This is a genomic window from Corynebacterium sp. 335C, from assembly GCF_053525695.1.
This window is the reverse complement of sequence record NZ_JASTTB010000001.1, coordinates 425,495-444,187: the sequence shown is the minus strand read 5'-3', so window position 1 is coordinate 444,187 and position 18,693 is coordinate 425,495. Positions and strand designations below refer to the sequence as shown.

Genomic DNA, 18,693 nt, shown 5'->3' with positions numbered 1-18,693 from the left:
CCGCCGGGCCCCTCCAGGCCCGGCACCGCCCCGCCACCGGTCCGGCGCCGCCGCGCCCGGCACCGCCCCGGCGCCGCCGCGCCCGGCACCGCCCCGGCGCCGCCGCTCGCCCGACCGCTACACTCGCCGGAATGATCGAGACCACCATCGCCCGTGAACGCGGCGTGGCGGAGGCGCACGTCGCCGCCGCCGTCCGCCTCCTCGACGAGGGCAACACCGTGCCCTTCATCGCCCGCTACCGCAAGGAGGCCACCGGCGGGCTGGACGACACCCAGCTCCGGCAGCTGGAGGAGCGGCTGACGTACCTCCGCGAGCTGGAGGACCGGAAGCGGACGGTGCTCGCGGCCATCGAGGAGCAGGGCAAGCTCACCGACGACCTCCGCGCGCTCATCCTCGGCTGCGACACCAAGGCGCGGCTCGAGGACCTGTACCTGCCGTACAAGAGGAAGCGGCGGACGAAGGCGGACATCGCCAGGGACGCGGGCCTGGAGGGGCTCGTCGACAAGCTCCTGGAGGACCCGGCGGCCGACCCGGCGCAGCTGGCGGAGGGCTTCGTCACGGAGGGCTTCGACGACGCGAAGGCGGCGCTCGACGGCGCCCGCGCGATCCTCGTCGACCGCTTCGCCACCGACGCGGACCTCGTCGGCGACGTCCGCGAGCGCGTGTGGCGCGACGGCGCCGCCACCGCCGCCGTGGTCGAGGGCAAGGAGACCTCCGGCGCGAAGTACCGCGACTACTTCGACCACTCCGAGCCGCTCGCCTCGATGCCCGGCCACCGCGTGCTCGCCGTGCTCCGCGGCGAGGCCGAGGGCGTGCTGCGCCTCGCCGTCGACCCGGGCGAGGACGCCGTCTACGAGCAGATGATCCGCGACCGCTTCGACCTGCCGGAGTCGGCCTGGGTGGACCGGGCCGTGCACTTCGGCTGGCGCACCAAGCTGGAGGTCTCCGCGGGACTCGACGCCCGCACCCGCCTGAAGGAGCGCGCCGAGGACGAGGCGGTCGAGGTCTTCGCCCGCAACCTGCGCGACCTGCTGCTCGCCGCCCCCGCCGGCCAGCGCGCCACCCTCGGACTGGACCCGGGCTACCGCAACGGCGTGAAGTGCGCGGTCGTCGACGCCACCGGAAAGGTGCTGGACACCGCCATCGTCCACCCGCACCAGCCGCGCAACCACTGGGACGGCTCCCGCGACGTGCTCGCCCGCCTGGCGGCGGAGCACGGCGTGGAGCTCATCGCCGTCGGCAACGGCACCGCCTCCCGCGAGACGGAGAAGCTGGCGCGCGAGGTCGGCGACCTCATCCGCCAGGCCGGCGGCCGCGAGCCGTCGACGGTGACGGTGTCGGAGGCCGGGGCGTCCGTGTACTCCGCCTCGGAGGTCGCGGCGCGCGAGTTCCCGGACATGGACGTCAGCCTCCGCGGCGCGGTGTCCATCGCCCGCCGTCTGCAGGACCCGCTGGCGGAGCTGGTGAAGATCGACCCGAAGTCCATCGGCGTCGGCCAATACCAGCACGACGTGGGGGAGGCGAAGCTCGCGCACTCGCTCGACGCGGTCGTCGAGGACGCGGTCAACGCCGTCGGCGTGGAGGTCAACACCGCCTCGGCGCCGCTGCTGGGGCGCGTGGCGGGCGTGAGCGCCACGGTCGCGGAGAACATCGTCGCCCACCGCGACGCCAACGGCGCCTTCACCTCGCGCAAGGATCTGCTGAAGGTGCCGCGGCTCGGCCCGAAGGCGTTCGAGCAGTGCGCCGGCTTCCTGCGGGTGCGCGGGGCGGCGAACCCGCTGGACGCGTCGGCGGTGCACCCGGAGAGCTACGGCGTCGTCGACCGCATCGCGGCGGCGACGGGGCTGGGCGTCGCGGAGCTCATCGGCAATTCGCGGGTGCTCGGCGGGCTGGACCCGCGGGACTTCGTCGACGAGGCCGCGGGCGTCGGCGTGCCGACGGTCCGCGACATCCTCGCGGAGCTGGACAAGCCGGGCCGCGATCCGCGCCCGGAGTTCCGCACCGCCACGTTCAAGGAGGGCGTGGAGAAGGTCTCGGACTTGACCCCGGGCATGATCCTCGAGGGCACGGTCACCAACGTTGCGGCGTTCGGCGCCTTCGTCGACGTCGGCGTGCACCAGGACGGCCTGGTTCACGTCTCCGCGATGAGCGACCGCTTCGTCGCCGATCCGCACGACGTCGTCTCCTCCGGTCAGGTGGTGACGGTGAAGGTGATGGACGTCGACGTGGAGCGCCAGCGGATCGGGCTGTCGCTGAGGCTTGACGACGAGCCGGGCGCGGCTCCCGCACGCCGCCGGGGCCGGGACGCCGGCGGGCGCGGGTCGGGGGAGTCCCGCGGGGGTGACCGCGGCGGGCGCGGCGGAGCCTCCGGCGGCCGTTCGCGCGGCGGCGACAACCGCGGCGGTGGCGGCCGCGGCCGGGGCCAGGGCGGCGGCCGGGGCGGCGGCCGCGGAGGCCGTTCGCGTGGCGACGGCGGCGACCGCGGCGGCCGGCCGGGCGGCTCCATGGCCGACGCGCTTCGCCGGGCGGGTTTCGGCAGCTGACGGCGTCCGCTCCGGCGGATTCCGCGGGCCGCGGGCGGCGCGCGTCCCGGGGCGTTCGCGCCCGGCCGGCGCGCGGTGCGGCCGGGCCGGCCCGCGGGGCGCCGGGGGCGTGGAGGGCAGCGGCGGCGCCCCGGAACCGGGCGGTTCCGGGCATCGCCGGGCGTGACGGCGCACCCGGCGAAGTCCGAACAGTCGCCTGAATCACCTGAGCCCCGCCTTGCCGCAAAATTACGGTGGTCCTAAAATTCCGTTTGAACGCCCCATATTTCCAAAGGGGGCCGATACGGAAAGGAACGCGATGCGTCCCATCTCCCTGATCCGCTCGACGGCGGCCCTGGCCGCCGCCGCGGCCCTGTCCTTCGGCGCCGTGGCCTGCGCCTCCGATGAGGGCACCGACGCCGCGAAGGGCGGCAACGGCGGCGAGACCGTCGAGGTCTTCGCCACCACCGGCTACCTCGGGGACGCGGTGAAGAACATTGCCCCGGACGCCGACGTGCACGTCATGGTCGGCCCGGGCGGCGACCCGCACACCTACCAGCCGACGACCGAGGACATCGAGATGATCTCGGACGCCGACGCCGTCATCTGGAACGGCCTGCACCTCGAGGCGCAGATGATCGACCTGCTGCGCGAGCAGGGCGACCGCCAGCTCGAGGCCGGCTCGAAGATCCCGGAGGACAAGCTGCTGCCGTGGCCGGAGACCGGCGAGAACGGCGAGGCGCTGTTCGACCCGCACGTGTGGAACTCCACCGACAACTGGAAGCTCGTCGTCGACGCGATCGTCGAGCACATGGTGAAGGTCGACCCGGACAACGCCGACACCTACGAGAAGAACGGCGAGGAGTACAACGCCGAGATCGACGAGGCGGCGGGCTACGTCACCGAGAAGCTGTCGGCGATCCCGGACGACAAGCGCTACCTGGTCACCGGCCACGACGCGTTCAACTACCTGGGCCGCGACTTCAACCTCGAGGTCATGGCGACCGACTTCGTCACCTCCGAGTCCGAGATGACCCAGGAGCAGATCAACGAGCTCGCGGACTTCATCGCGAAGCACAAGATCCCGGTCATCTTCCAGGACAACCTGAAGAACCCGCAGGCCGTCACCTCCCTGAAGGAGCTCGTGAAGGAGAAGGGCCACGAGGTCGAGGTCTCCGATCAGCCGCTGTACGCGGACTCCCTGGGCGAGTCCGCGCCGACGGACACCTACATCGGCGTCCTGAAGCACAACGCGGACACCATCGCGGGGGCGCTGGGCAAGTGACCCATTCAGCGGACACCGCTGCACCGGCACTCGCCGTACGGGGCCTGACGGTCTCGTACGGCGATTCGCCGGTTCTGCGGGATGTTGACTTCGACGTTCCCGTCGGCGCGGTGATGGGCCTGCTGGGCCCGAACGGCGCCGGCAAGTCCACCGCCCTGCGCGCGGCGATGGGGCTCATCCCGAAGTCCTCGGGCGAGGCCCGGTTCTTCGGCGAGCCGCTCGACGACGTCCGCCGGCGGGTGGCGTACATGCCGCAGACGGCGCGGGTCGACCTGGACTACCCGATCACGGTGGAGAAGGTCGTGCTCATGGGCGTCATGCCGCGCCTGGGCTGGTTCGGCCGGGTCAAGGGCGAGCACAGGGAGATCGCCGACCGGGCCATCGAGCGGATGGGCCTGCAGGATCTGCGCAAGCGCCAGATCGGCGAGCTGTCCGGCGGCCAGCTGAAGCGCACGTTCTTCGCGCGCATCCTGGCGCAGCAGCCGGAGCTGTACTTCCTCGACGAGCCGTTCGCGGGCGTCGACATGGTCTCGGAGCGCGTCATCGGCGAGGTGCTCGACGAGCTCGTGCATTCGGGCGCGACCGTCGTCCTGGTCCACCACGACCTGGGCGCGGCGCGGGAGGTCTGCTCGCATGTGACGCTGCTCGACGGCCGCGTCGTGGCGACGGGCACGGTGGAGGAGGCCTTCACCCAGGAGAACCTGAACGAGGCCTACGGACTGGGGCTGCCGTGAGCCCCCTCGAGTTCCTCGCCGAGTTCGCCTACCGCCGCACGATCATCGGCACGTCGATCATCGGCATCGCGGCGGGCATGCTGGGCTGCCACCTGTACCTGCGCAAGCAGGCGCTGCTGTCGGACGTCGTCGGCCACTCCGCGGTCGCCGGCGTCATGGCGGGCTTCATCATCGCCGCGTCGCTCGGCGCCAACGGCCAGTCGATGATCGTCGTCATCCTCGGCGCGCTGGCGTCGGGCCTGGCGGCGGTGCTCATCTCCACCGCGGTCGCGCACCGGACGCGGCTGGGGGAGGACGCGACGATGGCGGTGACGCTGGCGCTGTTCTTCGGCGGCGGCATGGTGCTGCTGCAGATCATCCAGAAGTCGACGCTGCCCGGGAAGGGCGGCATCTCGGAGATCATGTTCGGCAACGCGGCGACGCTGACCAACGCGGACGTGCGGACCATCGCGATCGTGGCGGCCCTCGTGCTCATCCTCGCGGCGGTGCTGCACCGGCCGTTCTCGATCCTGACGTTCGACCACGACTTCGCGGCGTCGACGGGCTACCGGCCGGCGCTGCTGTCCCCGCTGCAGCTGGGGCTCGTCGTGCTGTCCATCGTCATCGGAATCAAGGCCGTGGGCCTGATCCTTATGGTGGCGTTCGCCATCTTCCCGGCGGCCGCCGCGCGGCTGTGGACCCGCTCGCTGACGGCGATGATGCCGCTGGCCGGTCTCTTCGGCGCCCTCGGCGCCGTGGCCGGCAGCTACGCCTCGGTGGCGGTGGGCGACATGCCGACCGGCCCCGTCATCGTCATCGCACTGGCCGTCATCCTGGCCTTCTCCCTGGCGGCGACGACGGCGATGCACGCGGTGAAGAGGAGGGTGCGCTCATGAGCTTCTCCGTGCAGGTCGCGATCCTCGCGGCCGTCACCGCGGTGACGTGCACCATCCCGGGCATCATCCTGGTGCTGCGGCGTCAGTCGATGCTCACCGACGCCATCGGCCACGCCGTGCTGCCGGGCATCGTCATCGCGGCGATGATCCTGGGCAGCGTGGACTCGCCGCTGCTGCTCGTCGGCGCGACCGTCGGCGGCCTCGTCGTCGTCGCGGCGTCGCAGTGGCTGGCCGACACCGGCAAGTTCATGGGCGACGCGGCGACGGGCCTCGTGTTCCCGCCGCTGTTCGCCCTGGGCGTGGTGCTCATCTCGACGAACTTCCAGAGCTCGCATCTGTCGGAGCACTCCGTCCTCGTCGGCGACCTCAACCTCACGGCGATGAACGTGCTGGAGTTCGGCGGCTACGAGTTCGGCCCGACCTACGCCTGGACCATGGGCGCGGTCGGCCTGCTGGCCGCGATCTGCTGGGCGGTCATGCACCGGCAGGTGGAGGCGGCGACGTTCGACCTGGACTTCGCCCGCTCCACCGGCGTGCGGGTCCGCCTGGTCAACCAGATGATCATGGTGCTGGTGTCGCTGACCGTCGTCACGGCGTTCCACGTCGCCGGCTCCGTGCTGGTCGTGGCGCTGATGATCGTGCCGCCGGCGACGGCGATGCTGTTCTGCCGGACGGTGCCCGCGATGGTGCTGACGAGCCTCGCCATCGCGCTGGTGTCGTCGCAGCTGGGCTTCTGGACGGCCTACCCGCTGGGTGCGGCGACGTCGCCGATGATGGCGCTCGTCGACGGCCTCATCTTCCTGCTGGCATTCGGCGCGTACGTCGTACGGCAGCGGATGACGCGGGGGACGTCCCGCTGAGCCGGCGGCGCGGTGCCCGCCCGGGCCGTCCGCCCGGGCCGCCCGCGCCCCGAAACCCCCGGTCGGGAGGCCCCGGCGCGCGACGCGCCGGGGCCTCCATCATTTGGCCCGGGCCCCGGATCCGTGCAATAATGCCCGGGTTGATCGCGGGGCGATGCGCCCGCGACGGCTTCACATGTCTCGGGCACGAACCGGCCGAGCGCCCCACGGGGGAAGTGCCGCCAGGGTCCTCTGTCCACTGCGAAAGCTTAAGGAAGTATTTCCATGAACATTCTCGACAAGGTCGACGCCGCGCAGCTGCGCGACGACATCCCCGAGTTCCGCCCCGGTGACACCATCGAGGTCCACGTCAAGATCGTCGAGGGCAAGACGGAGCGCGTCCAGGTCTTCAAGGGCGTCGTCATCCGCCGCCAGGGCGGCGGCATCCGCGAGACCTTCACCGTCCGCAAGGTCTCCTTCGGCGTCGCCGTGGAGCGCACCTTCCCGGTGCACTCCCCGAACATCGACCACATCGACGTCGTCTTCCACGGCGACGTCCGCCGCGCGAAGCTGTACTACCTGCGCAACCTGCGCGGCAAGGCGGCCCGCATCAAGGAGCGCCGCTAAGGCCCCCGCGCCGGCCTTGCCGGCGCAGCCCACGGGCGCCGCACCTTCCGTCATCGCGACGGGGTGCGGCGCCCGTCGCGTTGTGCGGGGTCGTGTGACGACGCACCCGCCCCGGCCCCCGCCCGGGAGCCGGGGGAGGAGGGGGCGCCGTGGGCCTGCGGAGGGGGCCGTCCGCACCGTCGGCGCGTTACGCCCCTCCGGCTCGGGGGTGCCGGTCGGGGGGGGGAGGGGGGGGGGCAGCCGGCGACCTGGGGCGCGTGTGATTCCCGGGACTGGCGGGGTTCGTCCGGCCGCATTTCCCCAGGAGAGATGTTTCGTTTCTCGCGTAAACGGCGAACGTGCAGGTGGGGCGGCGTATTTCCGCGCTATTCCGCAGTGCAGAATCGTAATCATGAGCACGACACCGAGCGGATGCGCCCGGCGCATCCACGCACACGCACCCGCGGCCGCCGGCGCCGCCGTGGCGGCCATCCTCGCCGCCCTCGCCCTCGTCGTCTGCCTGGCCCAGCCGACGAAGGCGGAGGCCGCCGCCGAGCGCCCGTTCCACTGGGGCGCCGCGTCCTCCGGCTTCCAGGTCGAGGGCAGCAACCCCGACTCGAACTGGCTGCGCTACGTCGAGGCGAACCAGGGCAACGGGGAGGTCGACCCGGTCAACGACGCGGTCGACTTCTGGAACCGCTACGAGGAGGACATCGCCAACGCCGCCTCGATGGGCGTCAACACCTACCGCATCTCGGTGGAGTGGGCGCGCATCGAGCCGCAGGAGGGCGTCTTCGACGAGGCGGTGCTGGAGCACTACGACCGCATCATCGGCACCATCCGCGCCCACGGCATGACCCCGATGATCACGATGGTCCACTACGTCTACCCGGGCTGGCTGGCGGACAAGGGCGGCTTCCTCGCCCCGGACGCCCCGGAGCTGTTCGGCCGCTTCGCGGAGGTCGTCACCCAGCGCTGGTCCGGCGGCGGCACCATGTGGGTGACGTTCAACGAGCCGCTGGTGTTCTTCGGCCACGAGGTCGAGATCGGCATGCTCGGCGTGCAGGACATGGCCCCGTTCCTCGACGCCATCGTGGAGGCGCACGGCTACGGCTACCGCGCCGCCCACGCCGCCGATCCGGAGGCGATGGTCACCACGAACGAGGCGTTCCTGCCGGCGGTCACCGGCATCACGGACATGATGCTGCTGGACCGCGTCCGCGATGAGCTGGACTACGTCGGCATCGACTACTACTACGGCGTCAGCCTGGACAACCTGACGGCGGCCTACGCGGCGGCGGCGGACTTCGGCCGCGTCCGCCCGCAGCCGGACGGCGCGTACGAGGCGATCCGCCACTTCGCGGAGGCGTTCCCGGGCAAGCCGATCTACTTCGTGGAGAACGGCATGCCGACCGTCAACGGAACCCGCGCCGACGGCGCCGAGCGCGGCGACTTCGTCCGCGACACCATCTTCTGGATCCAGCGCGCCATCGCCGACGGCTACCCGGTCATCGGCTACAACCACTGGTCCATCACGGACAACTACGAGTGGGGCGACTACTCCGCCCGCTTCGGCCTGTACCAGGTCGACATCCTCGACGATCCGTCCCTGACCAGGAAGCCGACCTCGGGCGTCGACGCCTACCGCGAGGTCATCTCCAACGGTGGCGTGCCGGAGGGCTACCACCCGGTCTTCGGCGCCGCGTTCTGCTCGATGGCCCGCGTGCCGGACAGCTGCCTGAACCCGCCGGCCGTCGACGGCCCGCTGGCCCGCATCGGCGGCTGACCGCGCGCGTGGCCCGGGCCGCCGGGCGGGGTCGCCGTCGTCACGCATCATTCGCGTGACGACGGTGACCGCCCCGGCCCGCGCACGCCGCACCCGCACCCGCATCCGCCCCGTCCCCGCGCGTCCCGCGCGGCGGCGGGGCGGTCGGCGTCGGCGCCGGTATAGTCGCTGACCATGACTGAACCGGGGCATGACGACGGCGCGACGACCGGAGCGGGCGACGCGATCGGCGCGGACGGCCGCGACGGCGGGACGGGAGCCTCCGGCGCCGCCGGCGGGGGACGGCGCGGCTCCGGCGGCCGCCGCCGCGCCGGGGCGGGCCGGCCCGCGTTCCGGCGTGAGCACGTCGACGCCGGGGAGCGCACCCGCGAGCGGGAGGCGCGCGAGGCCCGGGAGGGCCGCGACGACGCGGACGAGGGCCGGCCCTGGTGGATCGAGGTGCCGATCATCATCCTGGTGGCGCTGCTCCTCAGCATCGGCGTGCAGACGTTCGTCGGCCGCGTGTACCTCATCCCCTCGGAGTCGATGGAGCCGACGCTGCACGGCTGCGAGGGCTGCACCGGCGACCGCATCTGGGTGGACAAGCTGGCGAAGCTGGGCGGCGACCCGGAGCCGGGCGACGTCGTGGTGTTCAACGGCCCGCCGTCGTGGGAGTCGGGTTACGTCGTGCAGCGCTCGGAGAACCCGCTGGTGCGCGGCCTGCAGACGCTGGGCTCGTACGTCGGCGTCGTCGCCCCGGACGAGAACGCTCTGGTCAAGCGCGTCATCGCCACCGGCGGGCAGACGGTGCAGTGCCGCGAGGGCGACCCCGGCATCCTCGTCGACGGCAAGCCGCTGAAGGAGCCGTACCTGCTGCAGCCCCCGCAGTTCCCGGTCGACCCGCTGGTCGGCTCGGAGGCGTGCGGCGGCCCGTACTTCGGCCCCGTCACGGTGCCGGAGGACCACCTGTGGATGATGGGCGACAACCGCACGAACTCCCTGGACTCGCGCTACCACATGGGCGACGAGAACCAGGGGGCCATCCCGGTCGACGACGTCGTCGGCAAGGTCCGCTGGATCATCCTGCCGTTCAGCCGGATCGGCGGGGTAGAGTCCCCGGACATCCAGGCGGGCTGACGTGGCGCCCCGCCGGCCGCGGGGCACGGGCGGCGCCCGGCGCGCCCCGGGGCCCGCGCCGCGGCCCGCGTCCGTCGCGCGCGCCCTGGCCCGCGCGGCCGCCGCCGTCCCCGCCGCGCCCGCCCCGCGGCGCCTCGCCCAGGACCGGATGCTGGAGGCGGCGCTGGAGCGGCGCGGCCTCGGGCCGGTCGCCGGCGTCGACGAGGCCGGTCGCGGCGCCTGCGCCGGGCCCCTGGTGACGGCGGCGTGCATCCTGCCGCCCGGGGTGGTGCGGGAGCTCGACGGGCTGGCGGACTCGAAGAAGCTGACGAAGCGGCGCCGCGAGCTGCTGGAGCCGCTCATCCGCCGCCACGCGCTGGCGTGGGCGGTCGACGTCACGGACCCGCGGGAGATCGACGCCCGCGGGGTGCAGGTCGCGAACATCGACGGGATGCGGCGCGCCGTCGGCAAGCTGGGGCTGCGGCCGGGCTACGTGCTGACGGACGCGTGGCGGGTGCCGGGGCTGCCGGCGCCGCAGCTGCCGGTCATCGGCGGCGACGCGGTGGCCCGGTGCATCGAGGCCGCGAGTGTCCTCGCCAAAGTGGCGCGCGACCGCATTATGGTTGAGCACGACGATCGCTGGCCCGGCTACGGGTTCGCGGCGCACAAGGGCTACGGCACGGCCGCGCACATGGCGGCGGTGGAGGCCCTGGGCGCCGCACCCTGCCACCGGTTCAGCTACGCCAACGTCCGCGCGGCGGATGCGGCCCACCGCGCCGCGGGCCGCGCGGGCGGTGGCCAGCCGCGCGGCGACGGGCCGCGCGGGCGGACGCAGACGAACGAGGGGAGCCCGAGATGAGCGCCGAGGACCTGGACAACTACGAGGCCGAGGTCGAGCTGTCGCTGTACCGCGAGTACCGCGACGTCGTCAGCCAGTTCTCCTACGTGGTGGAGACGGAGCGCCGCTTCTACCTGGCCAACGCGGTGGAGCTCATCCCGCACAACAGCGGCGGCGAGGTGTACTTCGAGCTGCGCATGTCGGACGCGTGGGTGTGGGACATGTACCGCCCGGCGCGGTTCGTGCGCTACGTGCGCGTCATCACGTTCAAGGACGTGAACATCGAGGAGCTGGACAAGCCGGATCTCCGCCTGCCGGACTAGGCCCCGCCTCCTTCCGCCGCGCCCCGTGGACCGCTCCCGACGGAGTTGTCCACGGGGCGCGGCGCGTCCACATCCGGTGCGCGTCGTCCGCGTGACGACGGTGCCCGCCGCGGCCGCCGTGCCATCGTCGTGGCCGCGGGCGCCGCGCGGACGGCTCCCGCGGGGATGGACGCGCCACGGCCCGGCCGGGCGGGGAAGGGGACGGGGATGGTCGACGAGAGGGCCCGGAGGGCCGCGGAGCGCAGGGCGCGGCTGGGCCGCGCGGGGGAGCGGGCCGTGGCCGCCGCGCTGGCGGAATCCGGCCACGAGGTGCTGGGCGTCAACGTCCGGGTGGGGCGCGACGAGATCGACGTGCTGGCCCGCCGGGGCCCGGTGCTGCACGTCGTGGAGGTCAAGACGCGCACCTCGGCGTTGTGGGGCGGGGCGGAGTCGGTGACGTCCGGCAAGCTCGTCCGTCTCCGGCGCGCCGCCGCCCGGTGGCTGGAGGAGCACGGGGCGCCGGGCATCCGGGAGGTCCGGGTCGACGTGTGGGTGCTCACCCCGTCGGACGGGACGTTCGCCTACGAGCGGTACCGGGCGGTGGCCTAGATGACGGTCGGCAGGGCGGCGTCGGTGGCGCTGGCGGGCCTGGAGGGCCATCTGGTGGAGGTCGAGGCCGACGTCGGGGCCGGGCTGCCCGGCATGCACGTCGTCGGGCTGGGGGACGCGGCGGTGAGCGAGGCGAGGTCGCGCACCCGCACCGCCGCGGTGAACTCCGGGCTGGGGTGGCCGCGGACGAAGGTGGTCGTGTCGATGTCGCCGGCGTCGCTGCGCAAGCACGGCTCCGCCTTCGACCTGGCCATCACGTGCGCGGTGCTGTCGGCGGGCCTGGACCCCGGCCCGGCCGGGGATGCGGCGCGCGACCGGCTGGCGGCGACGGTCCTGCTGGGGGAGCTGGGCCTCGACGGGGCGGTGCGGGACGTGCCCGGCGTGCTCGCGGCGGTGCTGGCCGCCCGCGACGCCGGGGTGCGGGCGGTGGTGGTGCCGGAGGGCTGCGGGCCGGAGGCCGCCCTCGTCGGCGGCGTCGCCGTCGCCTGCGCCGCGGATCTCGCGCAGCTGTGGCGCTGGGTGGTCACCGGGGAGGGGCTGGCCGCACCGGGCGAGCCCCGGCCGGCGCCCCAGCCGGCGGCGCCCGACATGGCCGACGTCCACGGGCAGGAGGAGGCGCGCCGGGCGCTGGAGGTCGCCGCCGCGGGCCGACACCACCTGCTGTTCACGGGTGCGCCGGGCACGGGCAAGTCGATGCTGGCGGCGCGGCTGCCGGGCATCCTGCCGCCGCTGGGGGAGCGCGCGGCGCTGGAGGTCACGGCCATCTGCTCCATCGCGGGTCACGGCGGGGGCGGGCTGGGCCCGGCTGCTCATCCGCCGTTCGTGGCCCCGCACCACACGGTGAGCGCCGCGGCGCTGCTCGGCGGAGGCCCGGGGGTGCCGCAGCCGGGGGCGGTGAGCCTGGCCCACCACGGGGTGCTGTTCCTCGACGAGGTGGCGCTGATGCCCGGCCGCCACCTCGACGCGCTGCGCGTGCCGCTGGAGACCGGGACCGTGTCGCTGCACCGCAGCCGGCACCGGGTGAGCTACCCGGCGCGCTTCCAGCTCGTCGCCGCGGCCAACCCGTGCCGCTGCGGCGCCGCGGACCCCGGGGAGTGCCGGTGCTCACCGGGGGAGCGGCGCCGGCACATGGCGTCGCTGTCGGGACCCCTGCTCGACCGCATCGACGTTCGCGTGCGGCTGCACCCGCGGCACTCGGTCCTCGCCCCGGAACCCGGGGAGCCGTCGTCCGCGGTGCGGGAGCGGGTGGCCGGGGCCCGCGGGCGCGCCGCGGCCCGGTGGGCGGGACTCGGCCTGGGGGAGGCCGTCGCCACCGCCGAAGTCCCGGGGCCGGTCCTGCGCCGGCATGCCCCACCCGACGAGGAGGGGCTGGCGTGGCTGGCCGCCGTCCTCGCCGACGGCGCGATGACGCAGCGCGGCGTCGACCGGACCCTGCGCGTGGCGTGGACGCTGGCGGACCTCGCCGGCCGCGCCCGCCCGGGCCTCGGCGACGTCGCCGACGCCGCGGCCCTGCACTCCGATGCCGAGGAGGTGCTCGCATGACCGGCCCGACCCCGCCCGTGGACGGTGACGCGCACGGCCGCGCTCCCGGGGGCGCACATGGCCGCGCTCCCGGCGGGGCACATGGCCGCGCTCCCGACGACGCACACGGGAATGCGCCCGGCAATGCGCCCGACACCGTGCCGGGCAACGCGACCGGCGATCCCGCGATGACGGCGGAGACGCGCCGGGCGTGGGCCTACCTCGCCCGCGTCGTCGAGGGCCCGCACCCGGACGTCAACGTCCTGCTCGGCCGCATCGGCCCGGAGGAGCTCGCCGACCGCATCCGATCCCGCGCCGGGCTGCCCGCCGTGCTGCTGCGCGCCACGGAGGCCCGGTACGCCGCCTGCGAGCCGGAGGCGGACCTCGCGGAGGCCGCCGACCACGGCTTCCGGTTGACGACGCCGGAGGACCCCGACTGGCCGGTCGACGCCATCGCCCCCTTCGTCGCCGTGGCCGGGGAGGCGGGGGCCGCCGCGCCCCACGCGCTCTGGGTGCGGGGCGGTTCGCCCGCGGCGCTGCTGGCGGATGCGGTGGCCATGGTCGGCACTCGCGCCGCCACCGCGTACGGCAAGCGGGTGGCGGAGGACTTCTCCGCGGGCGTCGCCGCGGCGGGGACGACGGTGGTCTCCGGAGGGGCGCTGGGCATCGACGCGGCGTGCCACCGCGGGGCGCTGGCCGCCGGCGGCCGGTCCGTGGCGGTGATGGCCTGCGGGCCGGGCGTGACCTACCCGGTCGCCCACGGGGAGCTGTTCGATCGGCTCGACGCGGTCATCACCGAGTACCCTCCCGGGATGCGCCCGGCCCGCCACCGCTTCCTCACCCGCAACCGACTGGTCGCCGGACTGACCGCGGCGACGGTGCTGGTGGAGGCCGGCTGGCGCTCGGGCGCCCGCAACACCGTGCACTGGGCGGAGCGCTACGGCCGCCCGGTCGGGGCCGTGCCGGGGCCGGTGTCGTCGGCGTCGTCGACGGGCGCGCACGCGTGCATCCGCGAGGGCGTGACCCTGGTGTCGTCGGTGCGGGAGGTCCTGGCGCTGTGCCGGCCCATCGGGGAGATCGATGAGGACGAGCAGCTGGAGCTCGACTGGGCCGCCGGCGCCGTGCAGGCCCTGCCGCGCAATGAGCTCCGCGTCTACGACGCCGTCCCGCCCGCCGGATCGGAGGGCCTCGGGGCCGGCCCCATCGCCGCGGAATGCGGCGCGCCGCTGGCGCTGACGGTTCATCTGCTCACCGCGCTGCAGCGCCGGGGACTGGTGGAAAGGCGCGGTTCCCGCTGGTCACGCACCTGACGACGGGAATACCCCGGCCCGCATCCGATGCCCATTTCGGGCGGGGGCGGCCCGGGGGTGAAGAAAGGTTTGGTGACGGGGTTGCACTGTTGTGAGCCATATGTATACTAGGCCAGGCAAGCCTAAGTGAGAAGCGCGGTGCGGGCTGGCTCCGCGCTTCACGGCCCCTCCGGGGTAAGGTCTTGCATCATGGGTGAGGCACAGGCGGCGGCGCTCATGTCCCGGGATTCGTCCCGGAGGGCATGGGCGTCGCCGCCTTCCGCATTCTCCGGAAGGTCCGGCGCGGGAGGGGAGGGCGACCATGTCCGGTGACCCGCACGCCGACCACCGGCGGGCCGACGACCGGCGGACCGACGACGGGCGGGCCGATGATCGTCGGGCGGCGGGCCTGCACGCCGCGAAGGCCTCGTCCGGGGACGGCGGTTCCGCGGACGAGGGGCTGTCGCCCGGCGTCGACGCCGTCCTCGGCGACTTCCTCGACCACGTCCTCTACACCCGGGGGCTCTCGCCGCGCACCGCACGCGCCTACCGCGCGGACCTGCTGCCGCTGCTCGCCCCGCTGACCACGGTCCGGGAGCTCGACGTCGCGCACCTGCGAGCCGACCTCGCCGCCCGCCACCGCGCCGGCGCCTCGCGGTCCACCCTCGCCCGCGCCACGACCGCCTTCCGCGTCTTCTGTGCCTGGGCGGTGGAGCAGGGCGTCCTCGACGTCGACCCGTCGGCGCGCCTGTCGTCGCCGCGCCGGCACCGGCACCTGCCGGAGACGCTGTCGGCGGACGACGCGGCCGCGGCCCTCGACGCCGCGGCGGCCGCCGCCGACGAGGCCCCGGAGGACCCGCGCCCCGCCCGCGACGCCGCCATCGCGGAGATCCTCTACGCCGCCGCCATCCGCGTCGGCGAGCTGTGCGGCCTCGACGTCGGAGACGTCGACCTGGCCCGCGGCACCCTCGTCGTCACCGGCAAGGGCGACAAGCAGCGCACCGTGCCCGTCGGCCCGCGGGCCGTCGCCGCCATCCGCCGCTGGCTGGATCTCCGCGGCCGGTGGGCGACCGCCGCCTCGGGCGACGCGCTGCTGCTCGGCGTGCGCGGCGGACGGCTGGATCCGCGCCAGGCCCGCCGCATCGTCCACGAGCTCACCGGATCCTCCGGCACGGAGCTCGCCCCGCACGGGCTGCGCCACTCCGCCGCCACGCACCTCGTCGAGGGCGGCGCGGACCTGCGCATGGTCCAGGAGCTGCTGGGCCACGAGTCGCTGGCGACGACGCAGATCTACACGCACGTCTCCGTTGACCGCCTGCGCGAGGTCCACCGCCGCGCCCATCCGCGGTCCTGACGGTCCCGGCCGCCGAGAGTCCGGTGGCCGCGCCCGTCCGGGACCCTGACGGCCCCGGCCTTCCGCGGTTCCCGATGCGGGGCGTCACCCCGGCCGCGCGGGCTTCAGGATGACGGGTCGCCGGCCCAGCAGGTCCAGCGGGTTGACGTAGTCGTCGCCCCGCAGCGCGCCCCAGTGCAGCCCGGGCTCCGGGCCCGCCGCCAGCGTCCCGATGACCTGGCCGCGGGCGACGGCGTCGCCGACCCGCACCGACGGTTCCACCGGCTGGTAGGTCGTGCGCAGGCCGTCGGCGTGCATCACCGACACCGTCGGACGGCCCGCCACGGAACCCGCGAAGTGCACGCGGCCTGCCGCCGACGCCCGCACCGGCGCACCCGGCGCCGCCGCGAGGTCCACGCCGCGGTGGCCGGGAAGCCACGGCTCCGGCGGCGGGTCGAAGGGGCGCAGCACCGCGCCCGGCACCGGGCGGACGTGCCCGCCGCCGTCCTGCGCGACCGCGCCCGCGGTGCCCGGCCCCGCCTCCTGCGCCGGGGCCGGGGCCGCCGCCAGGACCGCGGCGGCCGCGAGCGCCAGGGCCACGACGGCGGCGGCGAACGGGGGAGGGGTGCCGCGGGCGGGCCCCGTCGTCACGCGAACAGCGGGGAACGGGCGCGGACCGGAATCCGGTCCGCGCACCCGCACGCACCGGACGGCCCCCGCAACCCCGCGCAACGTCATACCCCGATGGCATCGCGCGCAGGACCCGCGCGCCAGGGGCGATGCGGCGGCGGTGGACGGAACCGGGCCCGCGGAAGATGCCCCGTGGACGGCGCGACCCGCCGGACGCGCCGGAATGGCCTTCACGCCGGTCGGCGGCTATGATGACTCCCGCAGTGTGCCCGGTTCGGCCGGGCCGCTGACTTCGCGCGCCGTCATCGCGACCCGCCCGGCACGGTTCCCCACGGGGGCGCCGGAGGGGAGACGGCGCCAGGCTGCGGGGAGAACCCGCAGGACACCCAACCGAAATCGACAGAAAGCGAGGAAGGGGAGCAGCCGCGGCCGTCGGCGAGTGACGGCCGGACGCGAGGACTCCCCTGACATGACATGGCAGTTGTCTCCATGCGTGAGCTCCTCGACGCCGGTGTGCACTTCGGCCACCAGACGCGTCGCTGGAACCCGAAGATGAAGCGCTTCATCTTCACCGACCGCAACGGCATCTACATCATCGACCTGCAGCAGTCGCTGACCTACATCGACGAGGCCTTCGAGTTCGTCAAGGAGACCGTCGCCCACGGCGGCAACATCCTCTTCGTCGGCACCAAGAAGCAGGCCCAGGAGGCCGTCCAGGCCGAGGCCGAGCGCGTCGACATGCCCTACGTCAACCACCGCTGGCTCGGCGGCATGCTGACCAACTTCTCCACCGTCGCCAAGCGCCTGGGCCGCCTCAAGGAGCTCCAGGCCATGGAGGCCGCGGAGAACGGCTACGAGGGCCGCACCAAGAAGGAGGTGCTGCTCCTCAACCGCGAGCGCACCAAGCTGGAGCGCACCCTCGGCGGCATCCGCGACATGGCCAAGGTCCCCTCGGCCCTGTGGATCGTCGACACCAACAAGGAGCACATCGCGGTCTCCGAGGCGAAGAAGCTGGGCATCCCGGTCGTCGCCATCCTGGACACCAACTGCGACCCGGACGACGTCGACTACCCGATCCCGGGCAACGACGACGCCATCCGCTCCGTGACCCTGCTGACCCGCATCATCTCCACCGCCGTGGAGGAGGGCCGCAAGGCGAAGGCCGAGCGCGAGTTCGCCGCCGCCCGCGAGGCCGCCGGCGACGCCCCGGCCGAGGCTCCGGTCGAGCAGGCCGAGGCCCCCGCCGAGCAGGCGGACGCCCCCGCCGCGGAGTAATCTCCGGTTCACAGAACACCCCCTCGAACTACTAGGAGGAACGCCAGACATGGCGAATTTCACCGCCGCTGACGTCAAGAAGCTGCGCGAGACCACCGGCTCCGGCATGAAGGCCTGCAAGGACGCGCTCGTCGAGACCGACGGCGACTTCGACAAGGCCGTCGAGATTCTGCGCATCAAGGGCGCCAAGGACGTCGGCAAGCGCGCCGAGCGCACCGCCGCCCAGGGCCTCATCGCCGTCTCCGGCGCCACCATGGTCGAGGTCAACTCCGAGACCGACTTCGTCGCGAAGAACCAGGAGTTCATCGACTTCGCGAACAAGGTCGCCGAGGCCGCCGCCAAGGTCAAGGCCAACTCCGCCGAGGAGCTCGCCAACGCCGAGGTCGACGGCAAGACCGCCGCCGAGGCCATCCAGGAGATGTCCGCGAAGATCGGCGAGAAGCTCGAGCTGCGCCGCGCGGTCACCCTCGAGGGCGACAACGTCGCCGTCTACCTGCACCGCCGCGCCGCCGATCTGCCGGCCGCCGTCGGCGTCCTCGTCGCCTACACCGGCGAGGGCGAGGAGGCCGCGCACGCGGCCGCCATGCAGGTCGCCGCGCTGAAGGCCCAGTTCCTCTCCCGCGAGGACGTCCCGGCCGACCGCGTCGAGGCCGAGCGCGCCGTCTTCGAGAAGATCTCCCGCGAGGAGGGCAAGCCGGAGCAGGCCCTGCCGAAGATCGTCGAGGGCCGCCTGAACGGCTTCTACAAGGATGTCGTCCTGCTGGAGCAGCCGTCCGTCGGCGACTCCAAGAAGACCGTGAAGCAGGTCGTCGAGGAGGCCGGCATCACCCTGACCGACTTCGCCCGCTTCGAGGTCGGCCAGCACTAGTCCTCCCCTCCGGCCACGCCGGAGCAGGACCCTCCGCCGCGCGCGAGCGCGGCCGCACCGGGGCCCGCCCCTCCCGTCCACGCGACGGGGGAGGCGGGCCCCGCCGCATGCGCGGGGGAGGGGCCGGGGCGGCGGGCGTCGTCACGCTGCGCCGCAACCCCGTGCCCCTGCAACCCCGCTCACCCCGCGCACCCCGCGCACCCCGCGCGCCCCGTGCGGCGCGCCTTCCCCGCGCACCCGGCGCCCCGCCGCGCCCGGGTGCGCGCGCATCGCGCCACGTGCGGCG

At 74.2% G+C, this 18,693-nt stretch carries 17 protein-coding genes; 16 read left to right on the top strand and 1 reads right to left on the bottom strand.

All coding sequences use genetic code 11. The features are described 5' to 3' along the window. Window positions 1-131: 131 nt before the first annotated feature. From QQS41_RS01950 to QQS41_RS01885, 14 genes are all read left to right on the top strand, one after another. Window positions 132-2,543 carry a Tex family protein gene (locus tag QQS41_RS01950; RefSeq protein ID WP_448851014.1) on the top strand — a complete coding sequence of 804 codons (2,412 nt, stop codon included), beginning with the start codon at window positions 132-134 and terminating at the stop codon, window positions 2,541-2,543. A gap of 298 nt (window positions 2,544-2,841) precedes the next feature. Further along, window positions 2,842-3,807 carry a metal ABC transporter substrate-binding protein gene (locus QQS41_RS01945; RefSeq protein ID WP_448851013.1) on the top strand — a complete coding sequence of 322 codons (966 nt, stop codon included), beginning with the start codon at window positions 2,842-2,844 and terminating at the stop codon, window positions 3,805-3,807. Further along, window positions 3,804-4,541 (top strand): metal ABC transporter ATP-binding protein, encoded by a 738-nt coding sequence (locus QQS41_RS01940; RefSeq protein ID WP_448851012.1) that lies wholly within the window; start codon window positions 3,804-3,806, stop codon window positions 4,539-4,541. The genes QQS41_RS01945 and QQS41_RS01940 overlap by 4 nt, the downstream gene beginning before the upstream one ends. Beyond that, window positions 4,538-5,416 (top strand): metal ABC transporter permease, encoded by an 879-nt coding sequence (locus tag QQS41_RS01935; protein ID WP_448851011.1) that lies wholly within the window; start codon window positions 4,538-4,540, stop codon window positions 5,414-5,416. The genes QQS41_RS01940 and QQS41_RS01935 overlap by 4 nt, the downstream gene beginning before the upstream one ends. Further along, window positions 5,413-6,276, top strand: a complete 864-nt coding sequence (locus QQS41_RS01930) for a metal ABC transporter permease (protein WP_448851010.1) — start codon at window positions 5,413-5,415, stop codon at window positions 6,274-6,276. The genes QQS41_RS01935 and QQS41_RS01930 overlap by 4 nt, the downstream gene beginning before the upstream one ends. A gap of 264 nt (window positions 6,277-6,540) precedes the next feature. Next, window positions 6,541-6,882, top strand: a complete 342-nt coding sequence (rplS, locus tag QQS41_RS01925) for a 50S ribosomal protein L19 (protein WP_448851009.1) — start codon at window positions 6,541-6,543, stop codon at window positions 6,880-6,882. A 391-nt stretch (window positions 6,883-7,273) separates the two neighbouring features. After that, complete coding sequence (locus tag QQS41_RS01920) at window positions 7,274-8,647, top strand: glycoside hydrolase family 1 protein (RefSeq protein ID WP_448851008.1); 1,374 nt, start codon at window positions 7,274-7,276, stop codon at window positions 8,645-8,647. 174 nt (window positions 8,648-8,821) lie between these two features. Then, window positions 8,822-9,763 (top strand): signal peptidase I, encoded by a 942-nt coding sequence (gene lepB, locus QQS41_RS01915; RefSeq protein WP_448851007.1) that lies wholly within the window; start codon window positions 8,822-8,824, stop codon window positions 9,761-9,763. Between the two features lie 85 nt (window positions 9,764-9,848). After that, complete coding sequence (locus QQS41_RS01910) at window positions 9,849-10,601, top strand: ribonuclease HII (RefSeq protein ID WP_448851941.1); 753 nt, start codon at window positions 9,849-9,851, stop codon at window positions 10,599-10,601. Then, window positions 10,598-10,903: a DUF2469 domain-containing protein gene (locus QQS41_RS01905; protein ID WP_448851006.1), complete on the top strand. Its 306-nt coding sequence runs from the start codon at window positions 10,598-10,600 to the stop codon at window positions 10,901-10,903. Before QQS41_RS01910 ends, QQS41_RS01905 begins: the two co-directional genes overlap by 4 nt. A gap of 207 nt (window positions 10,904-11,110) precedes the next feature. Beyond that, entirely contained in the window at window positions 11,111-11,491 is a 381-nt protein-coding gene (locus tag QQS41_RS01900) for a YraN family protein (protein ID WP_448851005.1), read from the top strand. Further along, window positions 11,492-13,033, top strand: a complete 1,542-nt coding sequence (locus tag QQS41_RS01895; protein WP_448851004.1) for a YifB family Mg chelatase-like AAA ATPase — start codon at window positions 11,492-11,494, stop codon at window positions 13,031-13,033. It begins immediately after the preceding gene. Between the two features lie 137 nt (window positions 13,034-13,170). Beyond that, on the top strand, window positions 13,171-14,322 hold the full coding sequence (locus QQS41_RS01890) for a DNA-processing protein DprA (protein WP_448851003.1): 1,152 nt from the start codon (window positions 13,171-13,173) through the stop codon (window positions 14,320-14,322). 439 nt (window positions 14,323-14,761) lie between these two features. Beyond that, a complete protein-coding gene (locus QQS41_RS01885; RefSeq protein WP_448851940.1) occupies window positions 14,762-15,655 on the top strand; it encodes a tyrosine recombinase XerC in 894 nt (297 codons plus the stop codon). Window positions 15,656-15,739: 84 nt separating this feature from the next. Here QQS41_RS01885 and QQS41_RS01880 read toward each other — a convergent pair whose 3' ends face one another. After that, a complete protein-coding gene (locus QQS41_RS01880; protein ID WP_448851002.1) occupies window positions 15,740-16,285 on the bottom strand; it encodes a murein hydrolase activator EnvC family protein in 546 nt (181 codons plus the stop codon). Between the two features lie 453 nt (window positions 16,286-16,738). Between QQS41_RS01880 and rpsB the strand changes: the two genes are divergently transcribed. Together rpsB and tsf are read left to right on the top strand one after the other, a co-directional pair. Then, the gene (gene rpsB / locus QQS41_RS01875) at window positions 16,739-17,539 is read left to right on the top strand and encodes a 30S ribosomal protein S2 (RefSeq protein WP_448851001.1); all 801 of its coding nucleotides are present in this window, start codon (window positions 16,739-16,741) and stop codon (window positions 17,537-17,539) included. 49 nt (window positions 17,540-17,588) lie between these two features. Continuing rightward, window positions 17,589-18,407, top strand: a complete 819-nt coding sequence (tsf, locus tag QQS41_RS01870; protein ID WP_448851000.1) for a translation elongation factor Ts — start codon at window positions 17,589-17,591, stop codon at window positions 18,405-18,407. The last annotated feature ends 286 nt before the right edge of the window (window positions 18,408-18,693 follow it).

Bases quoted from the DNA above. Each gene is read 5' to 3' on its own strand.
- QQS41_RS01930 (WP_448851010.1), top strand. From the start codon at position 5,413: ATGAGCTTCTCCGTGCAGGTCGCGATCCTCGCGGCCGTCACCGCGGTG.
- QQS41_RS01920 (WP_448851008.1), top strand. From the start codon at position 7,274: ATGAGCACGACACCGAGCGGATGCGCCCGGCGCATCCACGCACACGCA.
- lepB (WP_448851007.1), top strand. From the start codon at position 8,822: ATGACTGAACCGGGGCATGACGACGGCGCGACGACCGGAGCGGGCGAC.
- QQS41_RS01950 (WP_448851014.1), top strand. From the start codon at position 132: ATGATCGAGACCACCATCGCCCGTGAACGCGGCGTGGCGGAGGCGCAC.
- QQS41_RS01945 (WP_448851013.1), top strand. From the start codon at position 2,842: ATGCGTCCCATCTCCCTGATCCGCTCGACGGCGGCCCTGGCCGCCGCC.
- tsf (WP_448851000.1), top strand. From the start codon at position 17,589: ATGGCGAATTTCACCGCCGCTGACGTCAAGAAGCTGCGCGAGACCACC.
- QQS41_RS01900 (WP_448851005.1), top strand. From the start codon at position 11,111: ATGGTCGACGAGAGGGCCCGGAGGGCCGCGGAGCGCAGGGCGCGGCTG.
- QQS41_RS01905 (WP_448851006.1), top strand. From the start codon at position 10,598: ATGAGCGCCGAGGACCTGGACAACTACGAGGCCGAGGTCGAGCTGTCG.
- rplS (WP_448851009.1), top strand. From the start codon at position 6,541: ATGAACATTCTCGACAAGGTCGACGCCGCGCAGCTGCGCGACGACATC.
- QQS41_RS01895 (WP_448851004.1), top strand. From the start codon at position 11,492: ATGACGGTCGGCAGGGCGGCGTCGGTGGCGCTGGCGGGCCTGGAGGGC.
- rpsB (WP_448851001.1), top strand. From the start codon at position 16,739: ATGGCAGTTGTCTCCATGCGTGAGCTCCTCGACGCCGGTGTGCACTTC.